The following is a 16,808-nucleotide window of genomic DNA, read 5'->3' as shown; positions in this document are numbered from 1 at the left end:
TAATAGAGAGTTTTGTTATGCCTCTTACCATTAGATCACAAGCCTATATGGGTTTATTAGAGCATATTGCTGTAGCAGCCAATGAGGCCAACTCAACCAATGACTCTTTACAAAAAGCCTTGGAATATATTTGCCAAGCGACTGGCTGGGCTCTAGGGCATGTTTTTGTTAGCCACCAAGATAATATTTTACGCTCCGCCAATATCTGGCATATTAGTGCCCAAAGCCAACACCCTAGCTTAGAGCGCTTTCGTGAAGATAGCGAAGCTCGCCCCTTTGCCAAAGGCGAAGGCATACCCGGCCGTGTCTACGCTAGCGGCCAACCCGAGTGGATTATTAACGCGCAACAAGACGACACTTATTTGCGTCACGACAGTATTATTAAAACCAACTTAAAATCCTGTTTTGCTTTTCCCGTGCTGACTGGCAACAAGGTGGTCGCGATCTTAGAGTTTTATTCATTACAGGCCCAACGTCCTGACCACACACTATTGGATGTGATGAAGCATATAGGCGTACAACTAGGGCGGGTATTTGAACGCGAGCAATCGCAACAGCAGCTGGCTAATCGCGAGCGCCGCCACCGGCAAATTCTTAATAGTACCGCCGATGCCTTTATTGCTATGAATAGTCAGGGAGAAATAACCGCATGGAACCTGGCCGCGCAATCTATATTTGGCTGGCGTTCAGAACAAGCGTTAGGCCGCACCGTGTCGGAGCTTATTGTCCCCCAGGCCTTTAGACAAGCTCATCACGATGGCATGCAACGCTTTTTAAAAAGTGGCAAGGCCAGCATACTGGGGCAAACCTTAGAACTGCCCGCCATGCACAATGCTGGGCACGAGTTCCCCATAGAAATAACACTGTGGTCTCTACAAGAGAAAGGTGAGTGGAGTTTTTTTGCCTTTGCTCGAGACATTACTGAACGCAAGCGCAGCCAAGATGAACTCAAACACAAAGCCCTGCACGACGCCCTTACCGGCCTGCCTAACCGCATCTTATTATTAGACCGCCTCAGCCAACATTTAGAGCAGCGCGAGAACAGACGCTCAGGACTAGCCACTTTATTTGTAGACCTGGATCATTTTAAGCGCATTAACGATAGCTTTGGCCATGAAGCTGGCGACAGAGCCCTAATAGAAGTTGCCAATCGCCTGCGCCACGCCGTAAGGCCAGTAGATACGGTAGCGCGCCTTGCAGGTGATGAGTTTGTGATCGCCTGCCCCGACATAAAAAGCCCCCGCGATGCCGCCATTATTGCGCAGCGCATACTCGATGCCCTAGCCCCACCCATGCAACTACAAGGCGACAGCATCTTTTTAAATGCCAGTGTAGGCATAGCCCTAGCCGACACCAACAGCAGCGCCGAAAATTTAATTAGCGCTGCCGATATCGCCATGTATGAAGCAAAAAGCAGCGGCCGAGGCGAATACCAATTATTTGACGAGCGTATGCAAGTACAGGTTACCGCAAGGTTGCGAGTAGAAAATGATATGCGTCATGCTTTAGAGCATGACAAAGAACAATTTTGTTTACACTTTCAGCCAATCATAGAAAGCCAAAGCGGCGACATAGTTTGCTTAGAGGCTTTAGTGCGCTGGCAACACCCTGAACGCGGCCTGTTATCACCCATAGAATTTATCCCCATGGCTGAAGAAACCGGCTTAATCGTGCCACTGGGTGAGTGGATACTAGAGTTGGCCTGCCAGGAAGCTAAACGCTGGGAACAGCTATGCCAAATACAACGCCCGCTAGATATTTCTGTCAATTTATCAGGCCGACAATTAGCCCAAGCCGACTTAGTCACCACTATTAGCAATACCCTCAGCCACGCCAATATCGACCCCAGCCGTTTTCGCTTAGGCTTTGAGGTAACCGAAACCGAAGTAATGCGCGACCCTGCAACAGCAGCCACCACCCTGCAAACCTTACGGGATCTGGGCGCCCACCTTTCTATTGATGACTTTGGTACGGGTTATTCCTCGCTGGCTTATCTCAAACAATTCCCGGTAGACACCATCAAAATAGACCGCTCATTTATCACCCATATTATGGACAGCCCTGCCGACCAAGCCATAGTCAGCTCAGTGGTGTATTTAGCCCATGCCCTGAATCACACGGTGGTCGCTGAAGGGGTAGAGACCATTGCGCAAGCCGATAAGCTGCGTGAAATGAAGGTGGATTACATACAGGGCTATTTATTTGCCAAACCTCAGCCTGCCGAGCAACTGCTAATATTAATTAACCAACAACAGGGGCGCCTATACCAAACAGCGCCAAACTAACTGCATTTTTTTGCCCAAGCTAAATAACCTTTAACATAGCGTTGCAAGCGCTCTAGCGCCTTAGCATCACTGAGCGCCCCGGCGCCATCGAAGGCGTTTTGCGCCAGCGGTAATAGGTAATCAGGCGCGAGATACACCGGTGTCAGGGTTGCCGCCAATACCTCACGCAAATGCACCTGCGCTCTAGCGCCACCCAATGGGCTCATGGAGGCACTGATTAGACCGCAAGGTTTGCCTACCAACAGCGATTGATAAGCCGGCCGCGAAGCCCAGTCCAACGCGTTTTTTAACACCCCGGGGATACTATAATTATATTCTGGGGTGGCAATAAATAGGCCGTCTGCCTGTGCAAGCGCTGCCAATAAACGGCTTACCGCGGCAGGCTTTACCTCGCCATCTAAATCGCTGTTATACAAAGGCAGCTCGCCTATATCTAAAAGATTTAGCTCTGCCCCCTCAGCTTTAGCCGCCTTAGCGGCGGCCTTTAGTAACAGTGTGTTCCAAGAGGCTGAGCGCAAACTGCCGCTAATGGCCACTATATTCATGGTAACCCCCCGCCCTTAGCTTTCATCCGCCGATGAAAATAAAGCAAATACCTCTGGCCCAGTTAGCGTTTGAGTCTGATTGGCAAAACTATAAAAGTCTGGCTTCTCATCAATAAAAACCTGGCTCTTAAACACCAGCCCTGGCTCATCACCCAGCAGCCCTATGGGCACCATATGCTCCCCCGTTTGTTTTAACCTATAAAATAAGTGGGTACCGCAAACCCCACAAAAGCCGCGCTCGGCCCAATCCGAAGAGGCGTATACCTTAATATGCTCCTCGCCGGTAAAGCTCACATCCGTACCGCAATTGACCTCCATATAGGGGCCTCCACCCCAGGTCCTGCACATAGAACAATGGCAAGCCCCCACCTGCTGGCTCATATGGTCAAGGTGAATTTCAACTTGCCCACAAAGGCAACGACTGCTCTTTTTGATTGTTTTACTCATCGATTGCTCCTTGGCGATTGCTGCTAAAAAGATAGACTATAGACCGCCAAGCAGAAAGCTATGGCGACCTTAGCGGCCCATTACAGAGATTAAAAACTGGCATAGATGAAAAATTACTATTAACTTCTATAGTTAAAACTACATGATTAACTGAGTGATAAGCGATGCAGATCAAGCTACCCCTAGCTGAAGAAAAAAAGCTTACGGTATTAAGCCGTATAGAGCCCGGCTGCCTAGGGCCTGAAGGGATTAAGCATGTGGCCGCTTTCTGCGAGTTTGCACAAAAACAGCTTAGCTCACTAGATTCCGACTTTGTGCATTGGCAGCTTAGCCCCAGGCATGATAAAAACCAGGCTGAGATGCAATATCAACTCAGTAATAAAACTCTGAGCTATCAGCAAGCCGAACGCTATTTAGCCTTATTTGATCAGAGCCTGGATACATTTGAAAGCCACTTACACGAGCAGCTGGCGCAGTTAATTGATCAATATTTAGGGCAATAAACCTCACTCATCAGTACTGGCTTCATCAATATTTTTTTGCTGCTCTCGCCGCCGCCATTGCCTTAATGCTTCTTTTTGCATATCTATGGCTCTATCTTTTTCGTCAATAATTTCCAGCCCCAGCATGGTTTCCAGTACATCCTCTAAGCTAATAATACCTTCCACGCCGCCATACTCGCTGACCACCATTAACAAATGCACCCGCGACTCTAACATTTCATTAAGCGCATGGCTTAACGACATAGTGGGCAGTAACGCAGGCAAATCGCGGCGATAATTGGCTAACAAACTATCGCCATTGCCCCGCGCTTGCGCAAGAAACAAATCACTGCGAAACACATAGCCGGTAATATCTTCGCGGCTATCGGCATACACCGGTATACGGGTAAAAGGCTCTTTATCATGCTTGTGAAAAAATTCTTCTACTGTCATCTGCTGCGGCAATGAAAAAATCACAGTTCTTGGTGTCATCGCATGCTTAACCAAAGTACTTCTTAGCTTCATTAAGTTTTTTAAAAACTTAGATTCCTGCTTCGCTAACTGGCCATCCTGCGAGCTAATCTCTGCCATGGCAGCAAATTCTTTACGGCTAAAACCATTTAAGCTGGGTTCGTTAGGAATATTAGCGGTGATTTTTGCCGACAGCTGCACCAAAGGGTATAGCAGTATAATTAAATACTTTAATGAATAAGCCGTGACAGGTGCCAACTGACGCCAGTATGTAGCGCCCAATGTTTTGGGTATTATTTCTGAAAAAATTAGTATTAATAAAGTCAAAATCACTGAGGCCACACCCACATAGGCACTGCCAAATACGACAGTAGCTTGTGCACCAGCACCCATGGCACCTATGGTATGAGCAATAGTATTGAGCGATAAAATAGCCGACAAAGGCTTGCTAATATCATCCTTAAGTTCTTTCAACAAACTGCCCGCGGCCTTATGCCCCTGCGTTTTCATTAATGCTATATGCGCGCGGTTAACACTGAGCAGCACCGCCTCAAAAATGGAACAGGCAAAAGAAAATATTATGGCAACAAGTATGTAAGTAATTAATAACAGCATATAAACACTATAGCGCTAAATAGCGCGTTTTTAATTAAGGCCCGTTTAGCTATCAGGCAGTGAATTGTGATACATCTAATGTTTGGCTATCACCCAACCAATAAGCGTAGTGGGTGTGATCATCTAAATCATTACCTGATAAGGCATGCACTAACACCGTTAAACCATTGCGATGTTCATCCAGCCAGCTTATTAGTTGCTCAAAGTCTTTGCTGCCAAAAATAATTTGGCAGCTCCACATAGGGTGAGGCCCTACTAATTTCTCATGCACTCGCCCTACCTGCAAGCCAAAGCGCTGACCAGCTTCACGGCATAACTCACTGGCAAAATCCACTGTGGCCTCATCAAAGTACACATGGGCGTGATAGGCTTTATGACTATTAACCGGGCGTTTTACTTCATTCATAACTTTATCGACACTTTAATATTATTAACAAACTACTGCATGGAATGCAGACCAAAGATATTGCCTTCGCTATCTAGCGCTAGGGCTATATAGCCGTATTCACCAATAGACATTTTAGCTTTTTGCATTTTGCCACCTGCCGCAGTAACACGGGCAGCCTCAACAGCACAGTCATCACAGCCAAAATAAACTAATGTGCTATTACCCCCAGCAGCAAATCCATCCATTTTCACTAAGGCCCCCGTCACACCATAGCTTGCCATATCAGAGGGAAAGGCCTGCATTTCCATACTGCTATCACTGGGGTCGCCTAAGGGCTGTAGCCGCACCGCAAACACCGACTCGTAAAAGGCTTGAGCTCTCGCCATATCATCCACATATATTTCAAACCAAGCCACTGGATTCTTAGCCATTTCTACTCTCCTTTCAGCTGTTGTTTATTTCGTTTATGAAAAAATCTTGCCGGGGTTCATTATGCCATTAGGATCAAACTGCTGCTTAATGCCCTTCATTAAAGCAATTTCTAAGTCGCTGCGGCTGTAATGCAAATAATCCTTCTTTAATAAGCCTATGCCATGTTCAGCAGAAACACTGCCTTGATAGCTGGCCAAGTGTTTAAAAATTTCTTCACTAAGCAGCTTGCAGCTGAGGTCGAAATCCGTTTTATTCAGCTCATCGGGTTTGAGTATATTTAAGTGCACATTACCATCGCCTATGTGGCCATACCATATCACTTGATATTGCGGCGCTAACTCGCTGATTATTTTTTCTACTTCCAGTAAAAATTCACCTTGCTGCGAAGGCGGCACGGACAAATCATGTTTGAAGGGCTGCCACTGCGCCAACACTGAGCTAATCTCTTCCCGCAGCCGCCATAGGCTTTGATATTGCGCCTGGCTTTGGCTCATCACCCCATCTAAGGCAATACCCTGCTCTAGGCATTGTTCAAATAAAGCCATGGCCTGATCAACTATCGCCTCATCTTTAGCCTCAAACTCTATTAACGTGTAGTACTGGCCCACTTCATCGCAGGGCCTTTGCAACTGCAATTGTGTGGTGACTTTTTGCAAGGCCTGTTCTGAAAAAAACTCAAAAGCAGTGAGCTCCATACCTGCCTGAAAATGAGCTAATACCTGTAATAGCGCGCTTAAGCTGGGCACCGCTAACAGCAATACTGTTAAATTTTCTGGCGATCGGGTTAGGCGCATGGTGGCCTCGGCAATAAACCCCAGGGTGCCTTCAGCGCCTATTAATAATTGCTGCAAATCGTAACCGGTATTATTTTTAAGCAGGCTTTTGTTCATATCTAAAATATCACCAGCACCGGTCACCACTTTCAAACCTGCCACCCACTGCCGGGTCATGCCGTATTTTAAAACTTTAATGCCACCAGCATTGGTACTGATATTGCCACCAATTAAGCTAGAGCCACTAGAGGCAAAATCTACCGGATAATACAAACCCTGCTGCTCGGCATAAGCTTGTAAATCGGCAGTAATGACACCCGCCTCGCAGACCACAGTGCGATCTACCGCATTAAATTGTTTAATACTATTCATATCCCGCAGCGATACGACTAATTCTCCTTGAGCGGCCACAGCGCCACCCGATAAACCCGTGCGCCCAGCTGAAGGCACCAGCGCTATTTTTTCTCGATTAGCCAATTGCACTACGGCCTGCAATTGCTCGATATTTTGTGGAAAAATAATGGCTGCCGCATTGGCGATTAATGACGTACTATCTTTACCCCAATAACTCAGCTCGGTAGCTTCGCGGGTGATTTTTTTATCCCCTACCAACGCTGCTAACTGTTGGTATATTTCATCTGACAACATTTAATTTTGGTCTCTTAGATATTGGTTAATAAGGGTAAATACGTTATCGCGTATCGCTGGCAATTCATTGACTAATTGATGACCCGCGTCATCGATATAATGTATATCGGCATTTGGCAATTTTTTATGTATAGCGGTGATATTATTTTGCCAATCAACAGTACTATCATCCCTGCCCTGCACAATCAGTGCTGTGTTTTTACTGACTTTAAAATATTTAAACGCAGCTATCCACTCTGCCAGAGCTCCCACCCAATCTAAATGGGTACACCTAGCTTGCAAGGGATCTTGATATTTTAAAAAATAAATAAAATTTTTATCCTGACTATTATTGGCAAAGCGACGCGGTAATTTTTTGATAAACCTTTTAAATATCTGATAAAACACATTAACACTGCGCCACTGGCAGGGCTTAAACAAGGGCGCCAACAATACTAAGGCTTTTGGTGGCAGCGGATTTTCCAACACATACTGCATAACAATAGCTGCACCCGTACTCTGCCCTAGCAAGGCATTAACGGTTATTTGCTGTTGATTAAATAGCGCAATGAGCTGTTTTAACACTTGCTGGTATTCACCAAAGCGGCTAATCCGGGTGCGCTCACCACTGGATAAGCCATGGCCTGGCAAGTCAAAGGCTATCAGGTTATAGCCCTGCTCTAAACAATTCGCAATCACATGTTTATACAAGCCCACATGATCGTAGTAACCATGGACTATCACTATTGTTTTTGCTTCCGCCTCATCGTTAGCTACGTAGTAATGGCAGGCTATATGATAGGGGTCGCAATCTATACGGCCAAAATAATGCTGCAAACCTTGAAATTGGTTTTCAAAGTCCAGGCCATAGTATTTAAAGTAATCCAATACGGGCTGGGAATAATGAGGGCGTTGCAACAAACTAAAACTGGGCAAAGTCTGCAGCAGCTCATCTAAATTGAAAGTAGGTTCTGTCAAGGACTTAACACCTCTGGCTATAAGTGTGGTGATTCATCATATTGCAACTTTTCTGTCATATAACTCTTTTACACTTAAGCGGTATTTTAATTTTGGACTTGCGCATGTCACCCATCGCTTATACCGACGAACTGCTTAATATCATCAAGCACAATTTACTCACCGCCGTATTCCAACCTATTGTTAACCTACGCCTAGCTGAACTGCATGGTTATGAGGCACTAACCCGCGGACCTGCTAATAGCCCCTTGCATAACCCACTGCAGCTATTCGATACGGCCAGTAAATCAGGCAACCTCTCTAAGTTAGAATTCGCCTGCCGCGATGCCGCCTGTAAGCGCTTTAGCCAGTACGAGGCCGAAGGCAAACTGTTTATTAATGTTAGCCCTGTTAGCCTAGCCGAGGCCGGTTATGAGCACGGCATGACTGACTGGATACTGTCACAATATAGTATACCTGCTAAAAATATTGTTATAGAACTTTCCGAACAATACCCTTTAGATGATTACGATTTATTAAAGCGCTCCTTTGATCACTTCCGCGACAAGGGCTTTCAAGTCGCCATCGATGACTTGGGTGCTGGCTATGCGGGCTTAAAAGCCTGGTCAGAGCTGCGCCCGGACTACGTCAAAATAGATCGCCACTTTATAGAAAATATTAATGAAGACCCAGTAAAGCGCGAGTTTGTACGCTCCATACAGGAGATTGCCAACGAACTGGACTGTAAGGTGATTGCCGAAGGCATAGAAACAGCTGAAGAGCTGGCCGTGGTGCACGCCTTAAAAATTCAATTTGGCCAAGGCTATTATTTAGGCAGACCCAAGGCCATACCGGCTAACTTTCACTCCATACAAGACAAGCTGCACGCCATAGACAACCCTCATCACAACATTAATTGCCTTTCACAAACGGTAGCCGACATGTCGTTAAGCTATCCGGCCATACATAAAAACTGGTCATTAAACCGTGTTATTGACTTATTTCACAGCAACAAAAGCCTGCGCTGCCTGCCGGTTACCGAGGGTGACACGCCTTTGGGCTTAGTTGAACGACAGGCGGTTTTAGAATTAATGACCGGCCGCTACAGCCGCGAGTTATACGGCCATAAGTCCGTGCTAGGCTTTATGAATCAACAGGCAGTGATCGTGGATTTAAACACCTCTCTAGAAGAGGTCAGCCGTAAACTCACCACTTGCCAAAGTGATAATTTGCAGCAGGATTTTATTATCACCCACAACCAAAACTACTACGGCATAGGAAAAACCAGCACCTTACTGCAGAAAATTACCGAACAGCAAATACGCTATGCCCGCTATGCCAATCCCTTAAGCCAACTGCCAGGCAATGTGCCCATCTATGAGCATGTGGATAAACTATTGCAACAGCACAGCGCTTTTACCATCGCCTATTTTGATTTAAATAATTTTAAGGCCTTTAACGATTACTATGGCTATAACATGGGTGATCAGGTGCTGCGGCTGCTATCAGATATATTAAAAAAAATGGTCACCAGTGCCGACGATTTTATTGGTCACATAGGCGGCGATGATTTTATCGCCGTGTTTCAACAGTCAGACTGGCTAACTTGCTGCCAGCAGATTAAACAGGATTTTGAACAGCAGGTTAGGCGCTTTTATAATGCCAAAGAATTAAGCAACAACGGCCTCTGGCATGTAGATCGCCAAGGCCAGAAACAATTTTTTGGCTTACTAACACTGGCCATAGGCCTAGCCCAGCCCGACGTAGAACAATGCAAGTCACATCACGAAGTCGCCACCCTAGCTGGCGAAGCTAAAACACAGGCCAAACTTAGCGACTCGGGTATTTTTATTTCTCGCCGCCGCAAGCCACAGGCCGAACTCTGCCCCAACCTTTGATCGCCACAGCTAGCTCTAAGGGCATGCAAAAAAGGCAATGCTGTTAAACAAGCCTATGGACGGCTACACAAGCACCAAATAGCGCTCATAAAAAAGGCGACCTAGGGTCGCCTTGCGCATTCAACTCAAACTTAGTTTACTTTGGCGTCTAGCTCACCAGCCTCATAGCGCTGGAACATAGCTTCCAGTGATACCGGCTTAATTTTGCTGGCGTTGCCGGCAGTGCCAAAGGCTTCAAAACGCGCCTCTACGATTTCTCTCATAGCATTAATGGTTTGCTGCAAGTATTTACGCGGGTCAAACTCGGCAGGGTTTTCAGCCATAAAACGACGCACTGCGCCGGTAGAGGCCAAACGCAAATCGGTGTCTATGTTAACCTTGCGTACACCGTGCTTAATACCTTCGCAAATTTGCTCTACCGGCACACCGTAGGTTTCGGGTATGGCGCCACCAAACTCATTGATGATCGCTAACCAATCTTGCGGCACTGATGAAGAACCGTGCATCACTAAGTGCGTGTTAGGTATGCGCTCGTGTATGGCTTTAATACGGTCTATAGCCAAAATATCGCCCGTAGGTGGGCGCGTAAATTTGTAGGCACCGTGAGAAGTACCACAGGCAATTGCCAAGGCATCTACGTTAGTCTTTTTAACAAAGTCAGCGGCTTCTTCGGGATCGGTTAGCATTTGTTCGTGGCTTAATTTTCCGGCAGCACCTACACCGTCTTCTTCACCGGCCTCACCTGTTTCTAAAGAGCCCAAGCAACCTAACTCACCCTCTACCGACACACCACAGGCGTGAGCCATGGCAACAGTTTGTTGAGTCACGTCTACATTGTACTCATAGCTAGAAGGGGTTTTGCCATCGGCCTCTAAAGAGCCGTCCATCATGACTGATGAAAAACCCAATTGAATAGAACGCTGGCATACCGCCGGGCTGGTGCCGTGATCTTGGTGCATAACCACGGGGATTTCTGGAAACTCTTCTATAGCCGCCAAAATCATATGACGCAAAAACGGTGCACCGGCGTACTTACGTGCGCCAGCTGAAGCTTGCATAATCACCGGGCTGTTAGTGGCGCGGGCGGCTTCCATAATGGCGCGAGTTTGCTCTAAGTTATTCACGTTGAATGCGGGTACGCCGTAACCGTGCTCGGCGGCGTGATCCAACATTTGACGCATGCTGATAAGTGCCATGATAGTTTCCTTTATAATTGACCTAAGTTTTAATTGTTACTGTCTTTGCGCCGCGCTATGTTTAACGCGGCTGTATTCTGTTTTCTCGTTGTTCAAATCGCTGTTCGGTAATGGCAATAGATACCGGCGCAAGGCCGGTATGACGGTACAACTTAATTTGCGTCACGCCGAACTCGATTCGGCATCCCTTATTTTCAAATAGGCTTTTTCTTGCCAATTGCAGCTTGGCTCTTAACGCTAGCTTTTACCCTTTCGCCCGCTGCTCTAACATGGCCACAGCGGGTAACACCTTACCCTCCACATATTCTAAAAAGGCACCACCGCCGGTAGAGATGTAGGACACTTTATCGGCGATATTGTATTTGTCTATGGCGGCTAGGGTGTCACCGCCACCGGCTACTGAAAAACCTGCGCTATTGGCTATGGCCTCGCTTAAGGCTTGAGTGCCCGCGCCAAACTGATCAAATTCAAACACCCCCACCGGGCCGTTCCACAAGATAGTTTTGGCCTTGCTTAAAATCTCAGCTATCTCAGCTGAGGCCTGAGGGCCTATATCAAAAATGCTGTCGTCGGCCTGCACATCGCTGGCGTTTTTCAGCTCGGCCGCACCGCCCCATGCTTTACTGGTCACTACATCACTGGGTACGGGTATGGTGGTTTTGGCCATTAGAGTTTGTGCCACCGGAATTAAATCGTGCTCACATAGTGACTTACCTACCGGCTTACCACTGGCGGCCAAAAAGGTATTGGCTATGCCACCACCCACGATTAGCTGATCGGCTACCTCGGATAGTGTTTCCAGTACCGTAAGCTTAGTCGAAACTTTGGAACCGCCCACTATCGCCACCAAGGGCCTGGCGGGGTTGGCCATGACTTTTTCCAGCGCGTCTAATTCACCCGCCAATAGCGGCCCGGCACAGGCCACTTCGGCAAACTTGGCTACGCCGTGAGTAGAGGCCTGGGCGCGGTGGGCGGTGCCAAAGGCATCCATCACAAACACATCACAGAGGCTGGCGTAGGCTTGGGCCAGCGCCTCGTCGTCGGCTTTTTCGCCTTGGTTAAAGCGTACGTTTTCTAGCAGGGCCAACTCGCCATCGGCCAGCTCTACACCCTCGCGCCAATCGCTAATCAGGGGCACTTCGCGGTTTAATAAATCGCCCAAATGCTCGGCCACGGGCGCTAGTGAATACTGACTTTCGTATTGGCCTTCGGTGGGGCGACCCAAATGCGACATCAGCAAGACTTTAGCGCCAGCTTTTAAGGCCAGCTCTATGGTGGGCAGCGCCGCACGTATGCGTGCATCGCTGGTTACTCGGCCTTCGCTAATGGGTACGTTTAAGTCTTCACGTATTAATACCCGTTTACCCGCTAAGGCCAAGTCGGCCATTTTGATGACGCTCATTATGTTTTCCTTTTACTGCTGTCCGTTATCGTTATTAGGATGAAACACTGCCATGGTCTATTTGCTCATACCAATACTGGGCAATATCCAGCATGCGGTTGGCATAGGCCCACTCGTTGTCAAACCACACCAATACATTGACTAAACTACCACTGACCCGGGTTTGTGCGGCATCCACCACACCGGAGTGGGTGTCGTGATTAAAATCGCAGGAGGCCAGCGGCTCGTAGGTAATGCCCAGCACGCCCTTTAGCTGCTGTTGAGCGGCGACTTGTAAGCGCTCATTAACCGCGGCACTGGTGGCGGGCTGCTTAACAATCACCGATAAATCCATGGCCGACACATTGGTGGTGGGCACCCGCAAGGCTCTGGCGGTAAAGCGGCCGCTCACACTGGGCAGTAATCTATCTATACCCTGGGCCAGGCCGGTATCTACCGGAATAATCGAGTGGCTGGAGGCGCGAGTTTTGCGCAGGTCGGTATGGTGATAGCCGTCCAGCACGGGCTGGTCGTTCATCACCGAGTGTATGGTGGTAATACCGCCAGACTCTATAGTGAAGGCCTGATGCAAAATATCGATAACCGGCACTATGCAGTTACTGGTGCAAGAGGCGGCTGAAGCGATGGTGTCAGCCGCACTTAATTGCTGGTGATTTACCCCATAAACCAAGGCGTTGATATCGGCTTCGCCGGGCTGCGATAGCAATACCCGCTTGGCCCCTTGGGTGAGATGCTGTTGCAAGGCAGCTTGGCTATCAAAGCGACCACTGCACTCCAACACTAAGTCCACCTGCTGTTGCCCCCAGGGCAAATCCGTTAGGGCTTCGTGATGGCTAATAGCTATGCTATCGCCATTCACCGTCAGGCAGCCCGCCGAGCTGCTCACCTCGGCCTTAAAGCGGCCGTGGGTGCTATCGTACTTGGTGAGGTGAACAATGGTGGGTAAATCGGCGGGCTCATTAATGGCCACCACTTGCATATGCTCGCGGTAGCCCCCCTCATATAGAGCGCGCAGTACGCAGCGCCCTATGCGGCCATAACCATTAATTGCCAGCCTTATCATGTTGCTTACTCAGCTATGCAGTCGTTGATCGCTTCTACAACGTTTTCAACGGTAAAGCCAAAGTGCTTCATTAAGTCGCCTGCCGGGGCCGACTCACCGAAAGTCTCCATGCCAACGATACGGCCATCTAAGCCTACGTACTTGTACCAAAAATCGCGGTGCAAGGCTTCAACCGCAACGCGGGCTAGCACATTGCTAGGCAATACGCTTTCGCGGTAGGCGGCGTCTTGTCTGTCGAATACCGAGGTAGAAGGCATAGATACAACTCGTATCTTTTTATCGGCTAGCTGTGCTTTGGCTGCCATCACCAGAGCCACTTCCGAGCCGGTGGCAATCAGTATGGCTTCGGGCTCGCCTTCGCAATCGCTTAAGATGTAACCGCCCTTGGCGATGTTGGCCACTTGCTCGGCAGTGCGAGGCTGGTGCTCTAGATTTTGGCGAGAGAATACCAAGGCCGCGGGGCCGTCGTTGCGCTCCAGCGCCGCTTTCCAGCTCACCGCTGACTCTACCGCATCACAGGGGCGCCAGGTATCCAAATTAGGCGTGGCGCGCAGGGCAGTCAGTTGCTCTACCGGCTGGTGGGTGGGGCCGTCTTCACCCAGACCTATAGAGTCATGGGTGTAGACAAAAATGCTGCGCTGCTTCATTAAAGCAGCCATGCGTACCGCGTTGCGGGCGTACTCCATAAACATCAGGAAGGTCGCGCCGTAGGGGATAAAGCCGCCGTGCAAGGCGATACCGTTCATCATCGCCGACATGGCAAATTCGCGCACACCGTAAAATAAATAGTTGCCCGAGGCATCGTCGGCGCTAATGCCTTTAGAACCACTCCACAAGGTCAGGTTAGAACCCGCCAAGTCAGCGGAACCGCCTAATAACTCAGGCAGTAACGGGCCGTAGGCGTTTAGGGTATTTTGCGAGGCTTTGCGCGAGGCTATGCTAGCGCCATCGGCTTGTAGCTGCTGTATATAGGCCTCAGCTTGGGCACTAAAATCTTCCGGCAGGTCGCCGCTTAAACGGCGGGCCAGCTCTACGGCCAACTCGGGGTGAGCTTCGGCATAGGCTTCAAAGCGTTTATCCCAGTCGCTTTCTAAAGCTTGGCCCTGCTCTTTAGCATCCCAACCGGCATAAATATCGGCGGGGATTTCAAAAGGTGCGTGCTTCCAGCCCAGAGTTTCACGCACTAGCGCAATCTCTTCATCACCCAGTGGCGCGCCGTGGCAATCTTCTTTGCCTTCTTTATTAGGCGAGCCCTTACCGATAATGGTTTTACAGCAGATCAGGGTGGGCTTGTCCGAGGCATGAGCCTCTTCTATGGCCAGCTTAATCGCAGTGCTATCGTGGCCGTCTACTGCGGGCACTACATGCCAGCCGTAAGATTCAAAACGCTTGGGGGTATCGTCGGTAAACCAACCTTCAACCTCACCATCTATAGAAATGCCGTTGTCGTCGTAAAAGGCAATCAGTTTGCCCAAGCCCAAGGTACCGGCCAGCGAGCAGGCTTCGTGGGAAATACCTTCCATTAAACAGCCATCACCTAAAAACACATAGGTGTGGTGATCCACCACATTATGGCCGGGGCGGTTAAATTGTGCGGCTAAGGCCTTCTCGGCTACCGCCATGCCCACAGCATTGGTAATGCCCTGGCCCAGCGGGCCGGTGGTGGTTTCAATACCCGGCGCATAACCGTATTCGGGGTGGCCTGGGGTTTTGGAGTGCAATTGGCGGAAATTTTTCAGCTCCTCTATGGGTAGCTCATAGCCGCTGAGGTGCAATAGCGAGTAAATCAGCATAGAGCCATGGCCGTTAGATAGTACAAAGCGGTCGCGGTCGGGCCAGTTGGGGTTAGCGGGGTTGTGCTGTAGGAAGTCGTTCCACAGTACTTCGGCTATATCAGCCATACCCATAGGGGCACCCGGGTGGCCGGATTTGGCTTGCTGCACAGCATCCATACTGAGTGCGCGGATGGCGTTAGCTAATTCGCTACGTGACGGCATTGATTGGAACTCCAAGAAGGTCATTTTGAAAGCCGGCTATTTTCTCGCACCCACGCCCATACAGCAATGCCCATAAGTGCATTTGCCGACTAAAAATACGGCTTTTTCCGCCAATTAGCGCGCCAGACTCAGGCGACACCGCCAAACCTATATCAAAATATTTTGATATAGGTGCAAAGTGCTGCTAGACTGCGCCCCCATGAATAGCCAAACCCATGCCCTAGCCACCCCCAGCAGCCCGGCCCAACAAGCCCAGCAATACGCGGCCGCCCTGCTGGCACTGTGCAAAGCCAGCGCCGACCAATTGCGGCTGGATATTTTGCGGGTGTTAAGCCGCGACTCTTTTGGCGTGTTAGAGCTGTGCACCATCTTGGATTACAAGCAGTCTGGCCTCAGCCATCATTTAAAACTATTGGCGACTGCGGGCCTATTAATCACCCGCCGCGAAGGCAATACCATTTTTTACCGCCGCGCCCACCATGCCTTGGACCATAAACTAGATGCCCTGCAGCGTGGAGTGTTTGATGCCGCCGACCAGTTGCGCTTAAGCCCCGAGGTAGAAAAGCGCCTAAGCGAAGTGCAAAACCACCGCGCTCAACGCTCGCGCGATTTTTTTAATCGCCACGCCGACAGCTTTAACGAGCAACAAGAGCAAATTGCCGCCTACGATATTTACGCCAGCAACTGCGCCAGCCTGGTACTGCGCAATGCCAACACCGCTGGCAATGTCTTAGAGGTAGGCCCGGGTGAAGGCGCTTTTTTGGCAGAGTTAGCACCGCACTTTGCCACCGTGTATGCCTTGGACAACTCCGAGCAAATGCTTAATAAGGCGCAGGCCTTTGCCCAGCAACAGGCGCTAGCCAACATAGAATTTATTCACGGCGACAGCAAACATGAAAGCCTGAAAAGCATTCAGGTAGACAGCATAGTGGTCAACATGGTGCTGCATCATGTGCCCTCTCCCGCCGAGATGTTTAAAGATTTAGCTCAGCTACTCAATCAACAGGGCCGCTTATTTATTACCGACCTGTGCAGCCACGACCAACTCTGGGCACAGGAAGCCTGTGGCGATTTATGGCTGGGTTTTGAGCCCGAAGATTTAAGCAGCTGGGCCGAGAGCGCCGGTTTAACAGAAGGCCAAAGTGTATACCTGACCCAACTCAATGGCTTTCGCGTACAAATTAGAGAATTTATTAAGCCCTAGGCTTACCCATTATTTGAAAACCCTGT

Annotated in this window: 15 protein-coding genes; 4 read left to right on the top strand and 11 right to left on the bottom strand. The window is 49.1% G+C overall.

The features are described 5' to 3' along the window. Positions 1 to 17 precede the first annotated feature (17 nt). Complete coding sequence (locus NO559_RS05255; RefSeq protein WP_258330748.1) at positions 18 to 2,285, top strand: EAL domain-containing protein; 2,268 nt, start codon at positions 18 to 20, stop codon at positions 2,283 to 2,285. Here the strand turns inward: NO559_RS05255 and NO559_RS05250 are convergent. Then, positions 2,282 to 2,830, bottom strand: coding sequence for an NADPH-dependent FMN reductase (locus tag NO559_RS05250; protein WP_258330747.1), 549 nt, complete (start codon positions 2,828 to 2,830; stop codon positions 2,282 to 2,284). The genes NO559_RS05255 and NO559_RS05250 overlap by 4 nt on opposite strands. A gap of 15 nt (positions 2,831 to 2,845) precedes the next feature. After that, positions 2,846 to 3,277 carry a GFA family protein gene (locus tag NO559_RS05245; protein WP_258330746.1) on the bottom strand — a complete coding sequence of 144 codons (432 nt, stop codon included), beginning with the start codon at positions 3,275 to 3,277 and terminating at the stop codon, positions 2,846 to 2,848. A 164-nt stretch (positions 3,278 to 3,441) separates the two neighbouring features. Here NO559_RS05245 and NO559_RS05240 point away from each other — a divergent pair, with 164 nt between their 5' ends. Beyond that, positions 3,442 to 3,780, top strand: coding sequence for a hypothetical protein (locus NO559_RS05240; RefSeq protein ID WP_258330745.1), 339 nt, complete (start codon positions 3,442 to 3,444; stop codon positions 3,778 to 3,780). Between the two features lie 3 nt (positions 3,781 to 3,783). Here the strand turns inward: NO559_RS05240 and NO559_RS05235 are convergent, their stop codons facing one another. Genes NO559_RS05235 through NO559_RS05215 form a run of 5 tightly spaced genes read right to left on the bottom strand, consistent with a single transcriptional unit; the run spans position 3,784 to position 8,043 of the window. Continuing rightward, positions 3,784 to 4,845 (bottom strand): CNNM domain-containing protein, encoded by a 1,062-nt coding sequence (locus tag NO559_RS05235; protein WP_258330744.1) that lies wholly within the window; start codon positions 4,843 to 4,845, stop codon positions 3,784 to 3,786. Between the two features lie 52 nt (positions 4,846 to 4,897). Further along, positions 4,898 to 5,251: a DOPA 4,5-dioxygenase family protein gene (locus NO559_RS05230; protein WP_258330743.1), complete on the bottom strand. Its 354-nt coding sequence runs from the start codon at positions 5,249 to 5,251 to the stop codon at positions 4,898 to 4,900. A 32-nt stretch (positions 5,252 to 5,283) separates the two neighbouring features. After that, entirely contained in the window at positions 5,284 to 5,664 is a 381-nt protein-coding gene (locus NO559_RS05225) for a VOC family protein (protein ID WP_258330742.1), read from the bottom strand. Positions 5,665 to 5,697: 33 nt separating this feature from the next. Further along, entirely contained in the window at positions 5,698 to 7,086 is a 1,389-nt protein-coding gene (locus tag NO559_RS05220) for an FAD-binding oxidoreductase (protein ID WP_258330741.1), read from the bottom strand. Continuing rightward, complete coding sequence (locus NO559_RS05215; protein WP_258330740.1) at positions 7,087 to 8,043, bottom strand: alpha/beta hydrolase; 957 nt, start codon at positions 8,041 to 8,043, stop codon at positions 7,087 to 7,089. A 104-nt stretch (positions 8,044 to 8,147) separates the two neighbouring features. Between NO559_RS05215 and NO559_RS05210 the strand changes: the two genes are divergently transcribed. After that, entirely contained in the window at positions 8,148 to 9,920 is a 1,773-nt protein-coding gene (locus NO559_RS05210) for a GGDEF domain-containing protein (RefSeq protein ID WP_258330739.1), read from the top strand. 131 nt (positions 9,921 to 10,051) lie between these two features. Here the strand turns inward: NO559_RS05210 and fba are convergent, their stop codons facing one another. The 4 genes from fba to tkt all read right to left on the bottom strand — a co-directional run bounded on the left by fba (position 10,052) and on the right by tkt (position 15,578). Further along, positions 10,052 to 11,116, bottom strand: coding sequence for a class II fructose-bisphosphate aldolase (fba, locus tag NO559_RS05205; RefSeq protein WP_258330738.1), 1,065 nt, complete (start codon positions 11,114 to 11,116; stop codon positions 10,052 to 10,054). Positions 11,117 to 11,360: 244 nt separating this feature from the next. After that, entirely contained in the window at positions 11,361 to 12,518 is a 1,158-nt protein-coding gene (locus NO559_RS05200; protein ID WP_258330737.1) for a phosphoglycerate kinase, read from the bottom strand. A gap of 34 nt (positions 12,519 to 12,552) precedes the next feature. Next, positions 12,553 to 13,581 (bottom strand): type I glyceraldehyde-3-phosphate dehydrogenase, encoded by a 1,029-nt coding sequence (locus NO559_RS05195; protein WP_258330736.1) that lies wholly within the window; start codon positions 13,579 to 13,581, stop codon positions 12,553 to 12,555. A 5-nt stretch (positions 13,582 to 13,586) separates the two neighbouring features. Next, positions 13,587 to 15,578, bottom strand: coding sequence for a transketolase (gene tkt / locus NO559_RS05190; protein WP_258330735.1), 1,992 nt, complete (start codon positions 15,576 to 15,578; stop codon positions 13,587 to 13,589). Between the two features lie 199 nt (positions 15,579 to 15,777). On the opposite strand from tkt, the gene NO559_RS05185 reads away from it, so the two are divergent. Continuing rightward, a complete protein-coding gene (locus NO559_RS05185; protein ID WP_258330734.1) occupies positions 15,778 to 16,782 on the top strand; it encodes a metalloregulator ArsR/SmtB family transcription factor in 1,005 nt (334 codons plus the stop codon). The last annotated feature ends 26 nt before the right edge of the window (positions 16,783 to 16,808 follow it).

Source organism: Dasania sp. GY-MA-18, assembly GCF_024734385.1.
In the GTDB taxonomy this organism is placed as follows: Bacteria; Pseudomonadota; Gammaproteobacteria; order Pseudomonadales; family Dasaniaceae; genus Dasania; species Dasania phycosphaerae.
The sequence above is the reverse complement of the archived record's forward strand: the minus strand, read 5'-3'. Positions and strand labels throughout refer to the sequence as shown.

Coding starts and splice junctions, on each gene's coding strand:
- NO559_RS05255 (WP_258330748.1), top strand. CDS start 18: ATGCCTCTTACCATTAGATCACAAGCCTATATGGGTTTATTAGAGCAT.
- NO559_RS05250 (WP_258330747.1), bottom strand. CDS start 2,830: ATGAATATAGTGGCCATTAGCGGCAGTTTGCGCTCAGCCTCTTGGAAC.
- NO559_RS05245 (WP_258330746.1), bottom strand. CDS start 3,277: ATGAGTAAAACAATCAAAAAGAGCAGTCGTTGCCTTTGTGGGCAAGTT.
- NO559_RS05240 (WP_258330745.1), top strand. CDS start 3,442: ATGCAGATCAAGCTACCCCTAGCTGAAGAAAAAAAGCTTACGGTATTA.
- NO559_RS05235 (WP_258330744.1), bottom strand. CDS start 4,845: ATGCTGTTATTAATTACTTACATACTTGTTGCCATAATATTTTCTTTT.
- NO559_RS05230 (WP_258330743.1), bottom strand. CDS start 5,251: ATGAATGAAGTAAAACGCCCGGTTAATAGTCATAAAGCCTATCACGCC.
- NO559_RS05225 (WP_258330742.1), bottom strand. CDS start 5,664: ATGGCTAAGAATCCAGTGGCTTGGTTTGAAATATATGTGGATGATATG.
- NO559_RS05220 (WP_258330741.1), bottom strand. CDS start 7,086: ATGTTGTCAGATGAAATATACCAACAGTTAGCAGCGTTGGTAGGGGAT.
- NO559_RS05210 (WP_258330739.1), top strand. CDS start 8,148: ATGTCACCCATCGCTTATACCGACGAACTGCTTAATATCATCAAGCAC.
- fba (WP_258330738.1), bottom strand. CDS start 11,116: ATGGCACTTATCAGCATGCGTCAAATGTTGGATCACGCCGCCGAGCAC.
- NO559_RS05200 (WP_258330737.1), bottom strand. CDS start 12,518: ATGAGCGTCATCAAAATGGCCGACTTGGCCTTAGCGGGTAAACGGGTA.
- NO559_RS05195 (WP_258330736.1), bottom strand. CDS start 13,581: ATGATAAGGCTGGCAATTAATGGTTATGGCCGCATAGGGCGCTGCGTA.
- tkt (WP_258330735.1), bottom strand. CDS start 15,578: ATGCCGTCACGTAGCGAATTAGCTAACGCCATCCGCGCACTCAGTATG.
- NO559_RS05185 (WP_258330734.1), top strand. CDS start 15,778: ATGAATAGCCAAACCCATGCCCTAGCCACCCCCAGCAGCCCGGCCCAA.